The 20,441-nt window shown below is 67.9% G+C and carries 17 protein-coding genes and 1 tRNA gene; 11 read left to right on the top strand and 7 right to left on the bottom strand.

The genetic code is table 11. The features are described 5' to 3' along the window. Window positions 1-113 precede the first annotated feature (113 nt). Window positions 114-569, bottom strand: coding sequence for a nuclear transport factor 2 family protein (locus QZ951_RS04515; protein ID WP_292998989.1), 456 nt, complete (start codon window positions 567-569; stop codon window positions 114-116). Between the two features lie 507 nt (window positions 570-1,076). On the opposite strand from QZ951_RS04515, the gene QZ951_RS04510 reads away from it, so the two are divergent. Next, the gene (locus tag QZ951_RS04510; RefSeq protein ID WP_292998987.1) at window positions 1,077-2,204 is read left to right on the top strand and encodes a demethoxyubiquinone hydroxylase family protein; all 1,128 of its coding nucleotides are present in this window, start codon (window positions 1,077-1,079) and stop codon (window positions 2,202-2,204) included. 54 nt (window positions 2,205-2,258) lie between these two features. Further along, a complete protein-coding gene (locus tag QZ951_RS04505; protein WP_366943799.1) occupies window positions 2,259-2,660 on the top strand; it encodes a DUF4149 domain-containing protein in 402 nt (133 codons plus the stop codon). Between the two features lie 131 nt (window positions 2,661-2,791). On the opposite strand, the gene QZ951_RS04500 is transcribed toward QZ951_RS04505, so the two are convergent. Then, a tRNA-Thr gene (locus QZ951_RS04500) sits at window positions 2,792-2,867 on the bottom strand. A 131-nt stretch (window positions 2,868-2,998) separates the two neighbouring features. On the opposite strand from QZ951_RS04500, the gene QZ951_RS04495 reads away from it, so the two are divergent. Further along, window positions 2,999-4,816 (top strand): creatininase family protein, encoded by a 1,818-nt coding sequence (locus QZ951_RS04495; RefSeq protein WP_292998983.1) that lies wholly within the window; start codon window positions 2,999-3,001, stop codon window positions 4,814-4,816. Window positions 4,817-4,869: 53 nt separating this feature from the next. Here QZ951_RS04495 and QZ951_RS04490 read toward each other — a convergent pair whose 3' ends face one another. The 5 genes from QZ951_RS04490 to QZ951_RS04470 form a co-directional block, all read right to left on the bottom strand. Then, complete coding sequence (locus QZ951_RS04490; protein ID WP_292998981.1) at window positions 4,870-5,769, bottom strand: AEC family transporter; 900 nt, start codon at window positions 5,767-5,769, stop codon at window positions 4,870-4,872. 162 nt (window positions 5,770-5,931) lie between these two features. Then, the gene (locus QZ951_RS04485) at window positions 5,932-7,473 is read right to left on the bottom strand and encodes an FAD-binding oxidoreductase (protein ID WP_292998979.1); all 1,542 of its coding nucleotides are present in this window, start codon (window positions 7,471-7,473) and stop codon (window positions 5,932-5,934) included. Between the two features lie 172 nt (window positions 7,474-7,645). Beyond that, on the bottom strand, window positions 7,646-9,448 hold the full coding sequence (locus QZ951_RS04480; RefSeq protein ID WP_292998977.1) for a CocE/NonD family hydrolase: 1,803 nt from the start codon (window positions 9,446-9,448) through the stop codon (window positions 7,646-7,648). Between the two features lie 132 nt (window positions 9,449-9,580). Then, window positions 9,581-10,498 carry a cation diffusion facilitator family transporter gene (locus QZ951_RS04475; protein ID WP_292998975.1) on the bottom strand — a complete coding sequence of 306 codons (918 nt, stop codon included), beginning with the start codon at window positions 10,496-10,498 and terminating at the stop codon, window positions 9,581-9,583. Continuing rightward, entirely contained in the window at window positions 10,498-11,550 is a 1,053-nt protein-coding gene (locus QZ951_RS04470; protein WP_292998973.1) for a molybdopterin-dependent oxidoreductase, read from the bottom strand. Before QZ951_RS04470 ends, QZ951_RS04475 begins: the two co-directional genes overlap by 1 nt. Window positions 11,551-11,627: 77 nt before the next feature. Here QZ951_RS04470 and gshB point away from each other — a divergent pair, with 77 nt between their 5' ends. The 8 genes from gshB (at window position 11,628) to QZ951_RS04430 (ending at window position 20,430) form a co-directional block, all read left to right on the top strand. Continuing rightward, entirely contained in the window at window positions 11,628-12,581 is a 954-nt protein-coding gene (gene gshB, locus QZ951_RS04465) for a glutathione synthase (RefSeq protein ID WP_292998971.1), read from the top strand. A 44-nt stretch (window positions 12,582-12,625) separates the two neighbouring features. Further along, entirely contained in the window at window positions 12,626-13,186 is a 561-nt protein-coding gene (locus tag QZ951_RS04460) for a YqgE/AlgH family protein (RefSeq protein ID WP_292998969.1), read from the top strand. Beyond that, window positions 13,179-13,709, top strand: coding sequence for a Holliday junction resolvase RuvX (gene ruvX, locus QZ951_RS04455; RefSeq protein WP_292998967.1), 531 nt, complete (start codon window positions 13,179-13,181; stop codon window positions 13,707-13,709). The genes QZ951_RS04460 and ruvX overlap by 8 nt, the downstream gene beginning before the upstream one ends. Then, window positions 13,706-14,674, top strand: coding sequence for an aspartate carbamoyltransferase catalytic subunit (locus tag QZ951_RS04450; RefSeq protein WP_292998965.1), 969 nt, complete (start codon window positions 13,706-13,708; stop codon window positions 14,672-14,674). The genes ruvX and QZ951_RS04450 overlap by 4 nt, the downstream gene beginning before the upstream one ends. A 27-nt stretch (window positions 14,675-14,701) precedes the next feature. Next, window positions 14,702-16,003: a dihydroorotase gene (locus QZ951_RS04445; protein ID WP_292998963.1), complete on the top strand. Its 1,302-nt coding sequence runs from the start codon at window positions 14,702-14,704 to the stop codon at window positions 16,001-16,003. Between the two features lie 98 nt (window positions 16,004-16,101). Continuing rightward, window positions 16,102-16,467 carry a response regulator gene (locus QZ951_RS04440; protein WP_292998961.1) on the top strand — a complete coding sequence of 122 codons (366 nt, stop codon included), beginning with the start codon at window positions 16,102-16,104 and terminating at the stop codon, window positions 16,465-16,467. Between the two features lie 55 nt (window positions 16,468-16,522). Then, entirely contained in the window at window positions 16,523-18,568 is a 2,046-nt protein-coding gene (locus tag QZ951_RS04435; RefSeq protein WP_292998959.1) for a methyl-accepting chemotaxis protein, read from the top strand. A 185-nt stretch (window positions 18,569-18,753) separates the two neighbouring features. Beyond that, window positions 18,754-20,430 (top strand): phosphoenolpyruvate carboxykinase (ATP), encoded by a 1,677-nt coding sequence (locus QZ951_RS04430; protein ID WP_292998957.1) that lies wholly within the window; start codon window positions 18,754-18,756, stop codon window positions 20,428-20,430. The last annotated feature ends 11 nt before the right edge of the window (window positions 20,431-20,441 follow it).

Here is a 20,441-nt window from a genome sequence, read left to right as displayed (position 1 = left end):
TGATCCTGCCGTTGCGTCGAATGAGAAGCCGGTCAGTCATGAATCGGCAAGACTGTCCTGAACCTCGCGATCACGAAGTATCTTCTGGGCTGCATCGCTGCGCTTCGGCGGCATCAGTTCTTGAGAAACGTGACCCGGACAATCTTGCCGGCGCTGACCTCGTAGACAGCGACTGCTTCCAGCGTTCCCTTCGCTGGAGGCGCTGCCACGACGCGCTCGTGATCGATGACGAACCTGCCGAAGGTCACGCGTTCGATGATCTCAGCGTGAACGTCCGGGTGACTGAAGCGCTGCCGGTATCTTGCGCGGATTTCGGCCTTGCCGGTTTGCGTGACCTGATCGGGGTGATTCGCAAGGATCGCATCCTCCGCGTAGAAATCGAGAAACCCCTCGAGATCCCGTCGGTTATAGGCGGCAAGCTGGGCGTCGACGATGGCTTCGGGCGACGCATTCGGAGCGGGTTCTGTGGCCGTGTTGGTGTTGCCGGCGAATGCCGGCCCCATGGTCAGGCATGAGATGCTCAGGAGCCCGGTAATCGCGATACTGCAGACGGCCTTGATGATCGACATCGCCCTGTCCTGCGGTTGAATGATTGGCGTCAGCGGCCTGAACCTGCTCGACGGCACATGCCCTCTTGCGAGAAGCAATGGTATGCCTGCAACGGCTGGTCGAACGAATCTTCCACAGTGCCCCGATTTCCACACCTGCGATCGTGGAGGAGCGTGCTCGCCACTGGTCAAAGGCGCGTACCAGTGCTTGGTGTGCGCAGCCGAGAGACTGAGGCAATCGGTGATACCGAGCTTAGCGACTTCCTCGGCGTTGTTCATGCGCGACTTCGCAGGCTCAGCACGTCTTGGTCAGGCCTTCCAAAGCAACGGCTCGGATGTGCGACACGCCCACGATAGAGCGACCGGTTCCGATGGGAGAGGCGTTTCTCCGCGTGGCCGATCAGATCGCGGCGCCCGCGGATTCCGAGCTGCGGACCGCGATGGGCTGCGATCGGCGTTCCGGGCCGATCCAGCGGCGTGTGCCGTCGACACGACAGCAAACCTCGACGCTGCGGATGAGCTGCGCACTTGGATGCTCGTTCAACCACCGGCATTGAGGCTGCCTATGAGACAGCCCGTGGGCCACGGCGTGGCATCCGCGATCACGGTCCGGCCGTAACGCCGTGCAACTTCTTGCCCTTCCGACCCATGTCTACCCACCCTGAAGCCCTGACCCCGAATCACCAGACAGTCGTCGCTGCCGATACGCTGTGTGTCTACTACGACGGCGGCTGCCCGTTGTGCCGCGCCGAGATCGCAAGCTATCAGCGAACCGAAGGCGGAGAATCACTGCGCTGGGTCGATGCTCATGCCGGCAGCCCAGCCGAACTCGGCCCCGATCTCGATGCCGCCACTGCACTGGCGCGAATGCATGTCCGCCGTGCCGACGGAACGCTGTTGCGGGGTGCCGCAGCCTTCGCGGAAATCTGGTCGCACCTGCCGCGCTGGCGCTGGCTCGCGAGGCTGGCTCGGCTGCCCGGGATGCTGCCGGTGCTCGATCAGCTGTACACGGTTTTCCTCGTGATCCGACCGCTGTGGCGCGGCCGATCCGGCGCGACCGTCTCGGAGGCCTTTCCTCGCGAACTGCTACGCGAACTCCGAACCGACCATGCCGGCGAGACCGGCGCCGTGATGATCTATCGCGGTGTGCTGGCGATCACGCGAAAGCCCGAGTTGCGCGCCTTCGCCCGGCACCATCTCGAAACCGAACAGCGGCACCTCGGCCTGATCGAGGCCGTCGTGCCGCCGCGTTCCCGTAGCGCATTGCTGCCGTTGTGGCGACTGTCCGGCTGGCTGACCGGTGCCGTGCCCGCCTTGTTCGGTCCGCGCGCCGTCTACGCGACGATCCAGGCAGTCGAGACGTTCGTCGATCGTCACTACGCCGCGCAGATCGAGCAGATCGACGCGTTGACGGAGCCCGATCCGTCCGCGAGCGCGAATGCGACTGCCATTGCCGGCGACGCGCGCGTCACGGCCCATCTCGAAAAGCTCGAGCAGCTGCGCGACTTGCTCGTCTCCTGTCAGGCCGATGAAGTCGCGCACCGCAATGACGCGGGTTCGCGCTGGAACAACAAGCCCGGCCCATTGATGCGCCTGTGGCTGGGCATGGTCGGCCACGGATCGGCGCACGCCGTGCGGGTTTGCCGTTATGTGTAGCGCCCGCGTCCCGCGTCACGACAGACACCGGGTGGACCGCGAATGATCGCCGATCTGGCAGGGTCAGTCGCGCTGCTGATCACCGCATGGCTGTTCGGCGGGATGCTGCTGTTCGCAGCGGGCTTTGCCGCATTCCTGTTCAAGGTCATGCCGGTGGCCGAGGCGCGGCTGTTGATTCGCAAGGCCTTTCCGCCGTTCTACTTGTTCGTGATCGGTACCAGTGGGGCGGCTGCAGCGCTGCTGATGCTGGCGAGCGCGGAGGCCTCAACCGCCGTGCTCCTCGCGCTGATCGCCGCAACGACCGTGCCCACGCGTCAGATCCTGATGCCGGCCATCAACCGCGCCACCGATCGCGGAGATCGCAAGCAGTTCGCACGGCTGCACGGCATATCCGTGCTGATCACGCTGGCCCACATTGCCGCGGCTGGCGCCGTGCTGCTCAGGCTCGTCACATGAGCGCGTAGCCTGGACGAGATGCGGGACGTGCACCGCTCGCGCCATGACTCACAGAAAAGGCCGCACACGGCGGCGCGAACACCCGAGAAGACTTGGAAAGATGCGTCACGTCGCGCAAGCCATTGATTTGATGGTGCCGACTGTCAGGATCGAACTGACGACCTACTGATTACAAATCAGTTGCTCTACCAACTGAGCTAAGCCGGCGACGCGGGGCGAGGCGCTGAGTCCTGCGGCGCGCAGTTTAGGGCAGAGGACTGCTGCCGCCAATCGGCGACAACGGAGCAGGCAGCCCGCACGGGCCATAATCGGGGCTGGTGTTCCGTCCCGATGCCCCGATGGCCGCTGACCTGGCAAGCTCGCCGCTGATGATGGATCTGCTGACGACGGTCGTGCGGCCGGTGGCGCGCGCGCTGTTCTTCTTCCTTGATCGGTCGTCGCCGCTGTACTGGCCCTATCTGCTGGCGACGCTGCTGCTCGGCTGGCTGGGCTGGCGCTGGTTCGAGCGCGGCACGCCGGGCAGCTTCCGCAGCCGGCACTTCAGCCGCGGGCAGTGGTGGCATCCATCGGCACGGGCCGACTACCGCTATTACCTGGTCAACGCGCTGGTCTTCGCAGTGATCGTGGTGCCGCTGGTGCTGTCGTCGGCCTGGCTGGCGGACGCGGTGGCCAGCGCCCTCGCCTTCGGGTTCGGGGCGTCACCGGGCTGGTCGGCCGGTGTCGGCACGAAGCTGGTCTACACGCTGCTGTTCTTCGTTGCCTACGACCTCGGCCGCTGGCTCGCGCATACGCTGCTGCACGACGTGCCGCTGCTGTGGGAGTTCCACAAGGTGCACCATTCGGCCGAAGTGCTGACGCCGATCACCGCATTCCGCGTTCATCCGGTCGACTTGCTGCTGACGCTGACCGTGACGGCCGTGCTGACATCACTGGTAACCGGCCTGTTCCTGTACCTGTATGCCGATGCCGTGACGGCATTCACGTTCCTCGGCGCGAACTTCGTCATCGGCCTGTCCGGACTGATCGCCAACCTGAAGCACTGGCAGGTCTGGTTCCGCTACGGGCCGCTCGATGGCTGGTGGATCAGCCCGGCGCATCACCAGATCCACCATTCCGCGAACCCGGCGCACTGGGGCAAGAACCGCGGCTTCGAACTCGGCATCTGGGATCGCTGGTACGGCTCGCTGCATGTGCCGGCCGCGACCAACGAGGTGACCGCGATGGGCCTCGGCGACGGCACCGATGGCCAGTGGCATTCGGTCCGCACGCTGTACTTCGCCCCCTTCGTGGCGGCGTGGAAGCGGCTGACGCGCCGGGGTGACGCGGCGACGGGCACGGTGGCCTCCACCATCCTGATCGCGGTCATGCTGATGGCCGCGCCGCGCGTTCAAGCGGCGGCCGAAGCTTCCACCGTTCAGCTGGATGAACTGACCTGGCCGGAGCTGGCCGAGCGGATCAAGGCCGGCGCGACGACGGTGCTGATCCCGATCGGCGGCATCGAGCAGAACGGCCCGGCGATGGCGTTCGCGAAGCACAACGCCATCGTCCGTGCGGCCGCCGACACCATTGCTCGCCGCGTGGGCCAGACCCTAGTGGCGCCGGTCATTCCGTTCTCGCCCGCCGGCGGCACCGCGCCGCGCACGGCGCACATGCAGTGGCCGGGCACGATCAGCCTGCGCGACACCACGATGACCGCCGTGCTCGACGACGCGGTGACCAGCCTCGCGCTGGCCGGCTTCACCCGCATCGTGCTGATGGGCGATCACGGCGGCAGCCAGCCGCTGCAGGCGGCGCTCGCGCAGAAGCTGAACGCGACCCTCGGGACACGCGGCGTGACCATCGTCCATCTGGATCGCTACTACGAGCCCGCGCCGCTGGCCGAGCGGGTCAAGGCGGCCGGTGCCGATCCGGCCGATGCCGGCGATCATGCCGGGCTGGTCGACACCTCGGAACTGCTGGCCGTGGCGCCGGCACTGGTGCGGCGGGATCGGCTGGCGCCGGAGCGCTGGGCGCCGTACCGCACGCCGCCCGGCCCGGGCTCATCCGGACGGCCGGACAAGGCCAGCGTCGAACTGGGACAGCGGCTGCTGCAGCAGAGGATCGACGCGGCGGTGGCACAACTGCAGGCCGGCAGCGCCAAGCCGTCACAGCCCTAGGCCGCGCTTCGAAGAATTGGGGTCAGATACACATTGATCGCGGCGTCAACGGCTCAGAGCAGCGCCGACGCCAGCGGCAAGGTCAGCAGCGACAGCACCGTGCCGACGCCGATCACGAGGTTGGCGAGCTTCGGGTCCAGGTTGTTCTGCTCGGCGAGGATGCCGGCCGTGATCATCGGCGGCATCGCGCACTGCAGGATGCCGGCCACGGCGTTGACATTGCCGCCGAGCCCGCCGACCAGCGCGATGCCGAACACCAGCAGCGGGGCCACCGCCATCTTCCAGCCGAGCCCGGCGATCAGCTTGCCGCGGCTTTCGCCGATGCCGCGCAGCTGCAGCTGCAGGCCGACCGAGAACAGCGCCAGTGGCGTCAGGGTCTGGCCGATGCGGGTCAGCACTTTCTGCAGCACGTCCGGCAGGCCGCCGAGCGGCCACAGCGCCAGCGCCACCAGCAGCGCGAGAAACGGCGTGAAGCCGAACAGGCGGCGCACGATCTCGTCGAGCCGCGGCGGCGCGCCGGCATAGACCGTGGCGACGACGACGGCACCGGTCGACAGCGCGATGAACGAGCCGAACTGGTCCGCGATCACGGCCGGGCCGACCGCCATCGGGCCGCGCAGCGATTCGACCATCGCCAGCCCCATGTAGGCCGTGTTGCCGAGCCCGCAGGTCAGGATCATTGCGCCGGTGGTGCCGCGGCTCCAGCCACGCCGCGGGCCGATGAAGCCGAAGATCGCCACGGCGCCGAGGAACACCAGCCACGGTGCCAGCGCCGGGAACAGTAGCTCGCGCGAGAATTGCAGCTTCGGGATCTCGACCAGAATCAGCGCCGGCAGCGCGACATTGACGATCCAGAAGTTCAGCGCCTGCGGGGCACCGGCCGGCAGGCGTTCGTGACGCGCCATCGCGAGCCCGATGCCAAGGCACAGCGCCAGCAGCAGGATGGCGCTCATCGGCGCGTGGCAACCAGTCGAATCACGGGAGCAAGTGTTCCAGAAGCGTCATCGCCGCCCTGCGCCGGTATTCCGTTGCCAGCATCGCAGGCATGACCACGATGCAGCACACGGAACCGGAACAGCGCGAGGAGCACGCGGGAGGACGGACAGCGCTTCGGCTTATGCCAGCAACAAGCGATCCAGCGCGAAGCTGCGCGGGCTGAGCGTGGCCTGCGGATCATGGCGGCGCTTGGCCGCGACCAGCGCCGTATGCGTGGCCGCCGGCGCACGCGCGATGAACTCGTCGCCCCATTTGGTGCCGACACCATGCTCGGCGCTGAACGTGCCGCCGAAATCCTGCGTCACGTCGAACACGATCTTGACCAGCGCCTTGGCGTGCTGCGACACCGGCGCGTCCTTCGTGCCGAGGATGTGCAGGTGTGCGCCGCCGACGCCGGCGTGACCGAACGCGATCAGCGCCACGTTCGGAAATTCCGCCTTCAGCTCGGCTTCCAGCACCTTGAGGTAATCCCCGAACACGGACACCGGCGTCGCCGTGTCGAAGCTCAGGCGGCCGCCACCGAGCTCGCGCATGCGGTGGTTGCTGGCCTCGGTGATCGAATGGCGGATCTCCTTCAGCGCCTTCAGCGGCGCGTAGCCGATCTGCTCTTCCGGCAGGCTGACGTCGTCGGCCAGGAATTCGTACAGCATGCCGGCCAGATCGACATGCGCCTTGTGCGACTTGACCTGCAGCAGCAGGTAGTACGGCGCGTCATGCCGCGCGAGCGGGCTGCGGAAGGCCTCGCCCTTCAGGTGGCGCACCAGTTCCAGCGCCGGCTTGCCGATGAATTCGAATTCCTCGACATCGGCGCCGAACAGCGCCCGCGCCGCCGCGAGGATCCGCATCGCGGCCGGCATGTCGGCGACCGGAATCAGCGCCGCCTCGCGCTGGCCCGGGATCGCGTAGGCGCGCAGCCGCACGCGGGTGATCACGCCGAGCACGCCCTGCGTGCCGATCAGACCCCACTCCGGGTGCGGCGCCGCCGAATTGATCGCCAGCAGATCTTCCGGCACCGCTTTCCAGGCCGGCGCATCGCTGACGATGGCCCGACCGTCGCCGCTGAAGCCGAATGCCTGCACCGCGAGATGGGCCGCCGTGCCGTAGCAGACGGCGTTGGCACCGGCCGAGGCATTGGCCACGCAGCCGCCGACGCTCGCGGCGCTCGACGAACCCATCTCCATCGGCCACATCAGGCCAAGCGGTTCGAGGATGCGGTTGACCGCGTCCACGGCGATGCCGGCCTGCGTTTCCAGCACGCCGTCGGCGCACGGCGGCGCACCGCGCGCCCGCCACCATGCGGCCAGGGCATCGGCGTGCGTTTCCGGGGCGGCGCGTTCGCCGAACGCGAAGACGTCGCCGTCCGGCGTGGTGAAGCGCAGCGGCTGGTCGAGCTTCTCGAGGCTCAGCACGCACTCGCCATCCGGACGCTGGGCTTCGACGAGGCCCGTCCGCCCGGCGCTGATCACGAGCTTGACGCCGTGCGCGCTGCACGCCGCGAGCAGCTGGCCGACTTCGGCCTCGCTCTGCGGCAGCAGCAGGCCGCTGGCCTTGCCGGGCTCGCCGCGCTCCGGAATCTCGTAGCGGCGCAGGCGGTCCGGATCATCGAAGCAATGCGGACCGAGCAGGCTCGGCAGCGACGCGGGATTCTGGACAGCGGTCATGGCGGTGATCGGGTCAGCGTGAGTCAAGACGCGCATTGTAACGGTCGGGCCTGCGGGCACCGGTCACCGGGTGCCCGCAGGGCCCCGCCCCGCGGTTAGCGCGCCGGGTCGATGAGCGCAGGCTGGATTCCCGCCTGCGCCGGAATGAGGAGGGCGGTGGAACGGCTGGCCGCTACTGCCCGCTGTTCGCCAGCGGCCCGAGCAGCGGCATCCAGACCTGGCCGGCGATCCGCACCGTGGTGATCGTCGGGCTGGCGACGTTCAGGCTGCCGGTGACGTGATACTGGTCGTGGCCGCCGTAGAACAGCAGCGCCAGCTCGTCGCCCGGCAGCAGGCGCTCGGCGACGCCGATCAGGTCGACATCGTGCACGCCGTAACCGCGCAGCGGCGTGACCTGGTTGTCGACCAGATCCCAGGACCGCAGCGGGCCGGCAGCGCGACGATGGCCAACGCCGACGAACACGATCGGATCGCTGTTCAGCACCGGGACCGGCAGCGTGTCGGTGACGGTCACGCGCAGGTGCGGAATGCCGCCAAGCACGGTGCCAGCGGCATCGGCCGTGATGCCGAGCGGCGCGATCACCGGCACGTCGATCAGCCCGGTGACGACCTGCGTATCCGGAATCGTGATCGGCGTGCCGCCGGTGCCGCGCGCCACGGTGTCGACCTGCACGGCATCGGTGCCGGACAGCGACAGGCAGACCCGGTTCGGCACCACGGCATTGGTCGCGCCGCGCTGGCCCTTCAGGTACTCGTTGAAGAAGGCGATGGTCGCATCGCTTTTCTGGACCACGCCGCACTGCGTGCGCAGCGAGTCGCCGAGCGGCTGGTGCAGCAGCGCACCCGGGTCCGGAATCAGCGGAATGGCGTTGTGGCCGAACTGGTAGGTCAGCAGGCGCACGTCGCCGCCGGCCTGCCGGTAGCACTGGTAGTTGGCGAAGCCTTCGTTGAAGTTGAACAGCGTGTCGCGGAAGCCCTGCCAGAACAGCGCGTTGACTCTCGGCGGCGGCGTTGGCGAGAAGCCCGGCGTGGTGCCGGCGCCGCCGTTGGTCGCCACCCGCTGGCCGTTGCAGAAGTACGCGTTCGAGTGATAGCGGAAGAAGTCGAGATGATCGGGCGCGATCTGGTTGGTCAGCAGGTCGGTCGTGAACAGCCGCTGGATGTACGGATCGAAGTGGCCGCGATCGAGGCCGCTGCCGGCGGTGTTGCCGAGCAAGAACAGCGCCGAATCCCAACCGGCCTTGATCGTGCCGTTCGGGAACAGGCTGTAGGTCAGATCGTTCGGAGCGATTTCGGGCACCAAGGCATCGAGGCGACGGCGCGGGTCGATGTTGTTCAGCAGGAACTGGTACATGCCGCCGTAGGAGCCGCCGATAGCGCCGACGACCAGATTGTCCGGATCGCGGCCGTCGGCGCTGCGGCCGCGGGCGAGCCAGTCGAGACGGACTTCGGCCCAATCGAGCACGGCGATCAGGTCACGGCCTTCGAAATCCGGGTCCATCACCCGGATCGTGCCGCTGGATTCGCCGTGGCCGCGCTCGTCGATCGAAATCACGCCGTAGCCCTGGGCCACCAGCATCGGGATTTCCGCCGTGCCGGGGCTCAGCGCGCTGGTCGCCGAATTGCTGGCGAGCGAGGTCTGGCGGCTGGCCGAGAACCCGTGGCTGTGCAGCACCAGCGGATAGCGCCGGCCGCCGGTGACGGTGGCCGGTTCAAACACGGTGAACACCATCGTGTCGCCGGTCGCCGGCGCCCGGATGCTGACGTTGTAGACCTGCCCTGCGCGGCTCTGGCCAGCGCTGGGCGTGGCCGGCACCGTGTTGGTGACGCCGGGCGCATCCGGCGGCGCCTGCAGGGGGCTGCTCGATGCCGTGTCCGGGGCGGAGCTGCCGGAACAGGCCGCGAGCAGTCCGACCGTGGCGGCGCACATCAGCGCATGCACTGAAACCTTCAAGCTTTTCAACACGATGGACATCCGATCACTCCGTCGGAACACGACTGTTCACGCAGAGTGTAGGGATGACTCGTCGCGGCCGCCACAGCAAATGCAGCCCAGTCCGGTGCGCCGCGCACCGTTGCCGTGCGGGCAGAACGCCGTCGCAGGCGATCAGGTGCGAAAGCGCGCGATACCTTCGTCTTCGTAGGACCGCGGGTCTTCCGACGGCTCCAGATGGGCGTTGACTGCCAGTTGCGGCAGCTTTTCGCCGAGCGCCTGCTCGATCCGCTCGATCAGGTCGTGGCCGCGCTGCACTGACCACTCGCCGGGCACCAGCACGTGAAAGTCGACGAAACGCAGCGCGGCGGCCTGCCGCGTGCGGATGGCATGGAACTCGATCTCGCCCGGCGCGCCTTCGGCCCGGAAGGCGTCGAGCACCGTGTTCAGCTCGGCCAGTTCGGCATCCGGCCACGCCGCGTCCATCAGGCCGCTGGCCGCTTCGCGAACCAGACTCAAGCCTTCCAGCAACACATGGGCGGCGACCAGCAGCGCAATCGCGGCATCGAGCCACAGCCAGCCGGTGACCACCACCAGCAGCAGGCCGACGAGCACGCCGACGGTGGTCCAGACATCGGTCATGAGGTGCCGGGAATCGGCATCCAGCGTCAGGGAATTCAGGCGCTTGCCGGCGCGCTTGAGGAGCCGCGCGACGACCAAGTTGATCACCGTGGCGACCACGGCGATGCCGAGACCGAGGCCCGGCGCCTCGATCGGCTGCGGCGCGAACAGGCGCGGCACGGCTTCGATCGCGATCAGGATCGCGGCCACGAAGATCAGCATGCCTTCGAAGCCGCTGGAGAAGTACTCGGCCTTGGCGTGGCCGTAGGCGTGGATCTCGTCCGGCGGCTGCATCGCCAGCCGCAGCATGGTCAGCGCCATCAGCGCGCCACCGACATTGGTCAGCGTCTCTAGTGCATCCGACAGCAACCCGACCGAGCCGCTGACGTACCACGCGGCCAGCTTCAAAGTCAGCACCACGCAGGCCGTGGCGACCGACAACGCGGCGAACCGCAACGGCGAGTTGTTCATCATTCGGAAATGGCAACCCCCTGCTGCCGCAGGAATTCCGCCTGCGATTCGAGCAGGCCGCGCGGCCGCACCAGCCGCAAGCCTTCGACCTGCGCGGCCAGCCGCTTGCCGTTGGCGAAATCGCGATAGAAGCGGGCCGCCGACAGGAAGCTGTCGACCATGACGGCACCGCGCAGGTCGGCGCCGGCGAAGCTTGCGCCCTCGAGATCGGCCTTGGTGAAATCGGCGCGCTGCAGATCGGCCCCTTCGCAGTTGCTCAGGCTCAGGTTGGCCCCGCCGAGATCGGCCTCGGCCAGGCGGGCATTGCGCAAGCTGCAGGACTTGGCCTGAATGCCGCGCAGATCGCGGGTCTTCGGCGTCCAGCCGCCGAGCCGGGCCTTCAGCAGCACGGTGTCGCGCCACGGGGCGAAATCGGTGGCGTCGCGGAATGCGGCGACGGCGTCCGGCGCGGTGACGCGGGCATCGTCGAAGCGCTGCTCGGCGCGGAAATCGGCCTCGTTGTGGTACGCGCTTTCCCGTTCCCAGTAGCCGAGCCGGTCTTCCGCCATCAGTTCGATCTTCGCAAGCCATTTCAGGCTCTTGTAGAAGTAGCGGCTCGGCGTGACGGTGCGGATCGGTCCGCCGTGTTCGGCACTCAGCGGTGCGCCGTCGACGCTGTGCACGAGCCAGGTATCGGCCAGCGCGAAGTCCAGCGGCAGCGAGGTGTCATGCGCCCGCAGGCTGTGCGCGACGAAGCGCACATAGCGCGCGTCCGCGTGCACGCCGGCACGCGCCAGCACGGCGGCCAGCGGCCAGCCGCGCAGGCGCAAGCTGGGGCGCGACCAGCCGGTGACGCAATGGATGTCAACGATGCGTTCGGCATCGGGCACGGCCATCAGCTCGGCAAGGCTCAAGCTCAGCGGTGTAGCCACCAGCCCGCCGATCTCGATCCGGCAGCTCGCGGCACTCAGCCCCGGTGCCGCCGCCAGTTCGCCGACCAGCGGGAACTTGTCGGTCAGCACCTGCCCGGGCGGCAGCGGGGGCGCGATCAGCGAAAGCGAAGGATTGGACATGCAGCCATTATCGACTGCCGGAAGGCGGGTGGGTCGATCCGCTACCATTTGCCTACTTTCCCGCCTCCCGCGAACCGATGAAAACGCTAGGCATCGTCATGGACCCGATCGGGTCGATCAAGCCGTACAAGGACACGACGCTCGCCCTGATGCTGGCGGCGCAGAAGCGCGGCTGGGCGCTGCGCTACCTCGAACAGGGTGACCTCTGGCTGCGCGACGGCATCGCCTATGGCCGCACCCGCGCCGTCACCGTGTTCGACGACAATAAGCACTGGTTCGAGTTCACCGCCGAGCCGGAAGTCGTGAAGCTCGGCAGCCTCGACGCGATCCTGATGCGCAAGGACCCGCCGTTCGACATGGAATTCGTCGCTTCCACCTACATGCTCGAACGCGCCGAAGCGCAGGGCGCGCTGGTGGTCAACAAGCCGTCGTCGCTCCGGGACTGCAACGAGAAGGCGTTCACCGCCTGGTTCCCGGAACTGTGCCCGCCCACCCTGTTCTCGCGCGATGACCGGACCCTCCGCGCGTTCCACGCCGAGCATCGCGATGTCATCTACAAGCCGCTCGACGGCATGGGCGGCAGCGGCATCTTCCGGATCGGGCCGGATGCGATGAACCTCGGCTCGGTGATCGAGCAGCTGTCCGACAACGGCCGCCGCACCATCGTCGCGCAGCGCTACCTGCCGGCGATCGTCGATGGCGACACCCGGGTGCTGGTCGTCGATGGCGTGGCCGTGCCGTACGGCCTCGCCCGCATTCCGCAAGGCAGCGAGACCCGCGGCAACCTTGCCGCCGGCGGCAAGGGCGTGCCGCGGCCGCTGACCGCGGCGCAGCAGCGCATCGCCGAAGCGGTCGGTCCGGAACTGGTGCGGCGCGGGCTGCTGTTCGTCGGGCTCGATGTCATCGGCGAAGCGCTCACCGAGATCAACGTCACCAGCCCGACCTGCGCGCGCGAGATCGATGCCGAATTCGGCACCGACATCGGCGGCCTGCTGATCGACGCGATCGAGCGGCGACTGCTCGCACGCTGATCGCGCGTCTTGTCAGCCCTCGACGCGAACCGGATACTGCCGCCATGGCCGATGACAGCTATTTCAGCAACCAGTTTCTCGTGGCCATGCCGGGCCTCGAAGACGAGAATTTCCGTCATTCGGTGACCTTGCTGTGCGAGCACTCGGAGAAAGGTGCGCTCGGCCTCGTCGTCAACCGGCCGACCGACCTGCGGCTGTCCGACATGCTGGACCAGATCGGCGTCGATCACGATGCGATGGACAGCGATCCGATCGTGTTCTGGGGCGGCCCGGTGCAGCCGGAGCGCGGCTTCGTCGTCCACACGGCGCCCGGCGGCTGGGATTCGACCCTGAAGGTCGACGAGGACCTGTTCATCACCACCTCGCGCGACGTGCTCGGCGCCATCGGCCGCGGTCAGGGCCCGAGCCAGTACCTGGTGCTGCTCGGCTACGCCGGCTGGAGCGAAGGCCAGCTTGAAACTGAAGTGCTGGCGAATTCCTGGCTGAACGCGCCGGTGAAGCCGTCGGTGCTGTTCCAGACCCCTGCCGCCGAACGCTGGATCGCCGCCACGCGGCTGATCGGCGTTGACATCTCCCATCTTGCGAGCCGCGCCGGACATGCCTGAGGCCCCTGTCGATACCCCCGTCACTTCCGCATCTCCGGTCCCGACCAAGACCCGGGTCTATCTCGGCTTCGACTACGGCCTGAAGCGCATCGGCCTCGCCGTCGGCGATGACCTGACCCGCCTCGCCCGCCCGCTGCCGGTGCTCAGCAACGGTCGCGAACCGGACTGGCAGGCGATCGACAAGCTGCTGAAGGAATGGCGGCCGGATGCGGCGATCGTCGGCCTGCCGGTCAACATGGATGGCGGCGACCAGCCGATCACCGGCCCGTCGCGGCAGTTCGCCGAAACGCTGCGCCGCCGCTACGGCCTGCCGGTGTTCATGGTCGACGAACGCATGTCCTCGCGTGCGGCGGACGATGAAATCCGCAGCGCCCGCGCTGACGGCCGCAAGAAGAACCGCGTGCAGAAGGGCGAGCGCGATGGCGTCGCCGCGCGCCTGATCCTGGAGCAGTACCTGTCCGGCGACACCGCCAAGTTCTGGGCCGTGCCCGGCCCGACGCCGCTGAAAGCCGAGGCGTCATGAGTCATCCGCTGCAACTGACGCCGGACGGGCGTCTGCGCCACCTGCTGAGCATGGAAGGCCTGTCGAAGCCGCTGCTGACCGACATCCTCGATCAGACCGAACGCTATGCCGGCGGTCGCGGCAGCCGCGGCCGGAAAGTGCCGCTGCTGCACGGCAAGACGGTCGTCAACCTGTTCTTCGAGGCCTCCACCCGCACCCGCACCACGTTCGAGCTGGCGGCCAAGCGCCTGTCGGCCGACGTGATCAACATCCAGGTCGCGTCCAGCAGCACGGCCAAGGGCGAAACCCTGCTCGACACGCTGAAGACGCTGGAAGCGATGCAGGTCGACATGTTCGTGATCCGCCACGAAGCCAGCGGTGCCGCGCATTTCTTCGCGCAGCACGCGGCTCCCGGTGTCGCGATCCTGAACGCTGGTGATGGCCGCCATGCGCACCCGACGCAGGCGCTGCTCGACATGTTCACGATCCGCCGTCACCGCGGCGAGTTCTCGAAGCTGAAGGTCGCGATCGTCGGCGACATCCTGCACTCGCGCGTCGCCCGCTCGGACATCCACGCGCTGCGCACGCTCGGTGCCGCCGAAATCCGCGTCGTCGGCCCGCGCACGCTGATTCCTGCCGGCATCGAGGCGATGGGCGTCACCGTGTTCAATGATCTGGATGCCGGGCTCGCCGGCGTCGACGTGATCATGCTGCTGCGACTGCAGAAGGAGCGCATGGTCGGTGCCTTCCTGCCGTCCACCGGCGAATTCCATCGCGACTTCGGCCTGACCAAGGCTCGCCTCGCGAAGCTGCCGAAGGACGTGCTGATCATGCATCCGGGCCCGATCAACCGCGGCGTCGAGATCGAAGGCGATGTCGCCTACGGCGACCAGTCGCTGATCCTCGAACAGGTCGAGCACGGCATCGCGGTGCGCATGGCCGTGATGGCAATGATCCTCGGTGAAGACGTCAGGCGGGAGGCGTGAGGCGTGAGGCGTAACGACAGCAGCAGCATGACTCCGCCGGACGCGCCAGTCGCTCCCACGCCTCGCCCTTCCCGCCTCCCGCCTCACGGCGGCACACTGATCCGCAACGTCCGCCGTCTCGATCCGAGCAGCGGCAGCGATTCGATCGGCGATGTTGCGTTCCGCGACGGCGTGATCGTCGATGCCGCCGGCGGCGACTTCGCCGAGGTCATCGACGGCAGCGGCCACTGGCTGCTGCCGGGTGTGGTCGACCTCTGTGCGCGCACCCGCGAACCGGGCGCCACGCAGAAAGGCACGATGCGCTCGGAAACCCATGCCGCGCTGGCCGCCGGCATCACCGCGATCTGCCTGCCGCCGGACACGCGACCGGTGATCGATTCGACCGCGATGGTCAACCGCGTCAACCGCATCGCCAAGGCGGCGGCCGGGACCTACGTCCACATGCTCGGCGCACTGACCAAGGGCCTCGATGGCGAGGCGCTGGCCGAGATCAGCGCGCTGAAGGCCGCCGGCTGCGTCGGTGTGTCGAACGGCCTGACGCCGATGGCCAGCGCGCTGGTTGCGCGGCGGGCGCTGGAATACGCCGCGAGCCTCGGCATGACCGTGCACGTGGTGCCGCTCGATGCCGCGCTGGCCAACAACGGCTGCGCTCACGAGGGCGCCGTCGCCACGCGGCTGGGGCTCGCGCCGATTCCAGTCGCCGCCGAAGCGGTGGCGATGCGGCAGTGGATCTCGCTGGTCGAGGACACCGGCGCCCGCATCCACTTCGGCCGCCTGAGCAGTGCCCGCGGCGTCGAGCTGCTGGCCTCGGCCAAGCGGCGCGGCCTGCCGGTGACGGCGGATGTCGCGGCGCATCAGCTGTTCCTGAGCGAGCACGATCTCGAAGGCTTCAACGCGATGGCCCACGTGCTGCCGCCGCTGCGCGCGCGGGCCGATCGCGATGCGCTGCGCGCCGCGGTCGGCTCCGGCCTGATCGACGCGATCTGTTCCGATCACCAGCCGCACGAAGTCGATGCCAAGACCAATCCGCTGCCGCTGACCGAGCCGGGGATCTCCGCCGTCGACACGCTGCTGCCGCTGAGCCTGCGGCTGGTGCACGACGGACTGCTGTCGCCGCTGGCGCTGGCCGAACGCCTGAGTGCGGCGTCGAGCCGCATTCTGGGCCTTCCCGCCGCGAGCCTCGCGCCGGGCGCGAAGGCCGATCTGTGCCTGGTCGATCCGACAAACGATTGGCGCCTGACGCCGGCTACGATCAACAGCGTCGGACGCAACACGCCGTTCATCGGCGAGCGCTTCGAGGGCCGTGCCGTCCGCGTCTGGCGCGGGTAAATAGTCGGCCGGAACCGCCGTCTCGGGCATCCGGGGCGGCTGGTTTATAGTCAGGCCGCAATGGTCTGCCCGCAGTCCAGCAACAGCCGGAGCCCCGCATGGCACGCGTGATGGTGGTCGACGATTCACCGACGGACAAGGAATTCCTCAAGGCCGCGCTGACCCGCGCCGGACACTCGGTGTTCGAAGCCACGTCCGGCCAGGATGCGCTGGCGCTGGTCCGGACCCTGAAGGTCGACTGCGTGGTGATGGACGTCGTCATGCCCGGCATGAACGGCTTTCAGGCCACCCGCACGATGACCCGCGATCCGGCCACGGCCGCGATTCCGGTGATCGTGGTGTCGAGCAAGAGTCAGGAAACCGATCGCGTCTGGGCGCTGCGGCAGGGCGCGCGCGAGTACATCGTCAAGCCGGTGCAGGAAGCGGAACTGGTCGGCAAGGTCCAGCACGTGCTCGGCGGCTGAGCCTGCGGCCAGCCTCGCCTCGAAACACGGTCATCAGCGGCAACAAGGGACGCACATGGCAGACAAGAGGACCGGCAGCGCACGCGGCACCCGACCGGCATCGGCCCGGCGCGACGGCATCCTGCTCGGCGTGGCCGCCGCCGGCCTGCTCGTCGTCGGCATCGTCTTCGCGCTGCTGCAGACCCGGCAGGTCGCCAATCCGGTGCTCGCGGCGCAACTGCGCGAACTGACCCGCAGCGCGCTGGCGATCGGCAGCACCGCCGAGCGCGCGGCGGCCGGCCTGCAGCCGGACTTCGCGGTGCTGAGCACCGCGGCACAGAACATCGATGGCCTGCTGCCCGGCGTGATTGCCGCGGCACCGGCGTCGGCCCGACCCGAAGCCGACGCGGCCGCGGCCGCGTGGTCCGGCCTCGGCGGCGCGATCGACGCGATCCGCATCGGCAGCGAGCCTTACCAGCGCGTCGCCGAAGCGATGCGCTACGTCGGTACGGCGATCCATGCCTCGGACAATCCGGCCGCCGATGGCGGGCTCGCGCGCAATGTCGCCGCGCTGATCGAGAAGATCGCCGCACGCCCGGCAGCATCGGCCGCCCTGCTGAGCGCGGCCTCGCAGCAGGCAGTGGCACTCGAACGCCTCCACGCATTGGCCGGCGGCCTGCTCGGTCGCGGGGCCAACTTCAAGGCCGCGGTGGCCGATCTCGATGCCCAGATTCGCGTGCTGCAGTCGAACAACGACAGCCTGCTGGCCGATCCAGCGCTCGCGTCGTCGGTGCAGTTGCTGAAGGAAGACGTGAAAGGCCTGGCGCAGGCCGCGCAGGTCACGTCACAGCAGGCCGAACCGGTTGCCGCACTGCTGACCGCCGCTGCCGGCACGCCGGCGGCGATCGTCAACCTGACCAGCACGCTCGCCGCACTCGACGACAAGGCCGGTTCGGTCAGGGACGGCCTGCCGACCTGGCTGCCGTGGATCGCCTATGTCGCCGGCCTGCTGTCGCTCGGGGCGATCGCGCTGTTCGTGCGGCTGCGCCAGCAGGCGGCAGCGGAGGCGGCGCGTCTGGCGGCCGAGAAGGAAACCCGCCAGCAGCAGGCGATCCTGCATCTGCTCGACGAGATCACCAATCTGGCCGACGGCGATCTCACCGTCGACGTGACGGTGACCGAAGACTTCACCGGTGCGATCGCCGATTCGATCAACTACACCGTGCAGACCCTGCGCGGCCTCGTCGGCACGATCAACCGCACGTCCGAGGACATCGTCGGTGCCGCGGCCAGCACGCAGGGCACGGCGCTGAAGATGAGCGAGGCGTCCGAGCGTCAGGCGCAGGAAATCACCGCGACCTCGACCGCGATCACCGCCACCAGCGAATCGCTGCGGGCCGTTGCCGCCCGTGCCGAGAACATCTCGCTGGAAGCCGAGGGCTCGGTGCAGATCGCGCACAACGGCGCCAACACCGTCGGCCGCACGATCCAGAACATGGCCGCGCTGCGCGAGCAGATCCAGGACACGGCGAAGCGCATCAAGCGGCTCGGCGAGTCGTCGCAGGAAATCGGCAACATCATCGAGGTGATCAACGACATCGCCGAGCAGACCAACACGCTGGCGCTGAATGCCTCGATCCAGGCGGCGATGGCGGGCGAAGCCGGTCGCGGCTTCTCGGTGGTCGCGCATGAAGTGCAGCGATTGGCCGAACGCGCCGGCTCCGCCACACGCCAGATCGAGACTCTGGTCAAGACCATTCAGGCCGATACCAACGAAGCGATCATCTCGATGGAGCGCTCGACGGCAAACGTCGTGTCGGGTGCCCAGTCGGCCGAGGAAGCCGGCCAGGCGCTGACGCGGATCGAAGCCTCGTCGCAGGAACTGGCGCGGTCGATTCAGGACATCGCCATCGCCGCCCGTGGCGAATCGCAGGCCGCCACGCGCATCGCCGATACCATGCTGTCGATCCGCCAGATCGCGATGCAGACGTCGGAATCCGCCGGGCTGACCTCGCAGGCGGTCGGCGAGCTCAATGCGCTGTCCGACAAGCTGCGCGAGTCGGTATCCGGTTTCAAGCTGGCCGACGACAACGAAGCCGGCGCAGTCACCGCACCGATCTGAGGGACGGCGGTCTTTCCGCCACCGTTGCCTGCGATCGCGGTGATTGAAACGGCGCCGCGGCGGTCGCCCCGTAAAAATGAACCCTCCGGCCCCTATTCGGCGCCGTTTCCGTAAAATGCACGTCCCGCAGCGCAACATTTTTCGGCGCGCGACCCTCTCCCTCGCAGAAAGTGGTAACGAAACCAATGGATGATCAGAAAAGCGCCGCGACGAGCTTCCAGGCTGACCTCGAGAAGCTGTTCGGTCTCACCTCCGTCACCTACAAGTACGAGCTGAGCAAGGAACAGCTGTTTCACGAGGCGATCGCCAACGATCGCGGTCGCGTTTCTCGCGAAGGTCCGTCGGATGCGCAGAAGGCGTTCGCGACCAAGCTCGGCGTCAACGGCCCGCTGGTCTACTACACCGATCCCGACTGCACCGGCCGCCGCACCAAGGACACCTTCGCCGTGAAGTGGCCGGAAGTCGCCGACGAGATCTGGTTCAAGGCCGATCTCACGCCGTACGACCCGACCAAGTACGAAGGCCTGCTGAAGCGCGTCGTCGCCCATCTGAATGACAAGCAGGCGACGCTGTACGTCAAGGACCTGTTCATGGGTTCGGACGCCGATTTCGCCGTGCCGTACCGCTTCGTCGGCGAGTACGCGACCCATGCGTTCTTCTGCGACAACATGTTTCCGAAGAACCTGCCGGGCGTGAAGGATGTCGATGCCCGCCGCTGGACCATGCTCAACGTGCCGAGCTTCGTCTGCGAGCCGGAGCGTGACGGCAGCCGCGCCGAAGCCGCCGTGATCATCGATACCCGCAACCAGATCTGCATCGTCGCCGGCCGCGCCGACTACTGCGGCGTCAACAAGAAGACCATCTTCACGGTCGGCAACTACCTGCTGCCGAAGCAGGGCCGCCTCTCGATGCACTGCTCGGCCAATGTCGGCGAGAAGGGCGACGGCGCGATCCTGTTCGGCCTGTCCGGCACCGGCAAGACCACGCTGTCGGCCGACGCGTCGCGCCGCCTGATCGGCGACGACGAGACCATCTGGTCCGACAACGGCCTGTGCAACCTCGAAGGCGGCTGCTACGCCAAGCTGATCAACCTCGACAAGAACGCCGAGCCGGTGATCGCGGGAGCGCTGTCGAAGCCGGGCACGATCATCGAGAACGTGCCGCCGCTGCCGGGCAGGACGATGGCCGAGTGCCATCCGGACGAGCTCGACCTCAACGACGGCTCGATCGCCGAGAACACCCGCTTCAGCTACCCGCTGAGCGTGGTGCCGAACACCATGCCGAACGGCCAGGGCCCGCATCCGGAAACCATCGTGCTGCTGACCGCCGATGCCTTCGGCGTGCTGCCGCCGATCTCGATCCTCGAGCCGGAAGACGTGATGTACCACTTCGTCTCGGGCTTCACGGCGCGCGTGGCCGGCACCGAAGTCGGCGTCACCGAACCGCAGCCGACGTTCTCGGCCTGCTTCGGCGGCCCGTTCATGGCCCACAAGCCGAACGTCTACGCCAAGCTGCTGGCGGAGAAGATGAAGAAGCACAAGTCGCGCTGCATCCTGCTGAACACCGGCTGGAGCGGCGGCCCGTACGGCACCGGCAAGCGCATGTCGCTGAAGGTGACCCGCGCGCTGCTCAACGCGGCACTGAACGGCGAGCTGGACGGCGTTGAAACCGAAACCCAGCCGATCCTGAACCTGAAGATGCCGAAGTCCTGCCCTGGCGTGGATGCCGCCATCCTCAACCCGCGCAACACCTGGCCGAATCCGGCGGACTACGACGCGACGGCCACCAAGCTGCGCGACATGTTCCGCAAGAACTTCGAGACCAAGGGCTTCGCCGCGTTCGGCATCGAGGCGCGCATCTAGCGCAACCTTCG

It is taken from the genome of Nevskia sp., from assembly GCF_021732705.1.
Classification (GTDB): Bacteria; Pseudomonadota; Gammaproteobacteria; order Nevskiales; family Nevskiaceae; genus Nevskia.
Note: the sequence above shows the minus strand (reverse complement) of the source record. Positions and strands in the feature narration are given on the sequence as shown.

Bases quoted from the DNA above. Each gene is read 5' to 3' on its own strand.
- QZ951_RS04515 (WP_292998989.1), bottom strand. From the start codon at position 569: ATGTCGATCATCAAGGCCGTCTGCAGTATCGCGATTACCGGGCTCCTG.
- QZ951_RS04495 (WP_292998983.1), top strand. From the start codon at position 2,999: ATGGCCGCTGACCTGGCAAGCTCGCCGCTGATGATGGATCTGCTGACG.
- QZ951_RS04490 (WP_292998981.1), bottom strand. From the start codon at position 5,769: ATGAGCGCCATCCTGCTGCTGGCGCTGTGCCTTGGCATCGGGCTCGCG.
- QZ951_RS04485 (WP_292998979.1), bottom strand. From the start codon at position 7,473: ATGACCGCTGTCCAGAATCCCGCGTCGCTGCCGAGCCTGCTCGGTCCG.
- QZ951_RS04480 (WP_292998977.1), bottom strand. From the start codon at position 9,448: ATGTCCATCGTGTTGAAAAGCTTGAAGGTTTCAGTGCATGCGCTGATG.
- QZ951_RS04475 (WP_292998975.1), bottom strand. From the start codon at position 10,498: ATGAACAACTCGCCGTTGCGGTTCGCCGCGTTGTCGGTCGCCACGGCC.
- QZ951_RS04470 (WP_292998973.1), bottom strand. From the start codon at position 11,550: ATGTCCAATCCTTCGCTTTCGCTGATCGCGCCCCCGCTGCCGCCCGGG.
- gshB (WP_292998971.1), top strand. From the start codon at position 11,628: ATGAAAACGCTAGGCATCGTCATGGACCCGATCGGGTCGATCAAGCCG.
- QZ951_RS04460 (WP_292998969.1), top strand. From the start codon at position 12,626: ATGGCCGATGACAGCTATTTCAGCAACCAGTTTCTCGTGGCCATGCCG.
- ruvX (WP_292998967.1), top strand. From the start codon at position 13,179: ATGCCTGAGGCCCCTGTCGATACCCCCGTCACTTCCGCATCTCCGGTC.
- QZ951_RS04450 (WP_292998965.1), top strand. From the start codon at position 13,706: ATGAGTCATCCGCTGCAACTGACGCCGGACGGGCGTCTGCGCCACCTG.
- QZ951_RS04445 (WP_292998963.1), top strand. From the start codon at position 14,702: ATGACTCCGCCGGACGCGCCAGTCGCTCCCACGCCTCGCCCTTCCCGC.
- QZ951_RS04440 (WP_292998961.1), top strand. From the start codon at position 16,102: ATGGCACGCGTGATGGTGGTCGACGATTCACCGACGGACAAGGAATTC.
- QZ951_RS04435 (WP_292998959.1), top strand. From the start codon at position 16,523: ATGGCAGACAAGAGGACCGGCAGCGCACGCGGCACCCGACCGGCATCG.
- QZ951_RS04430 (WP_292998957.1), top strand. From the start codon at position 18,754: ATGGATGATCAGAAAAGCGCCGCGACGAGCTTCCAGGCTGACCTCGAG.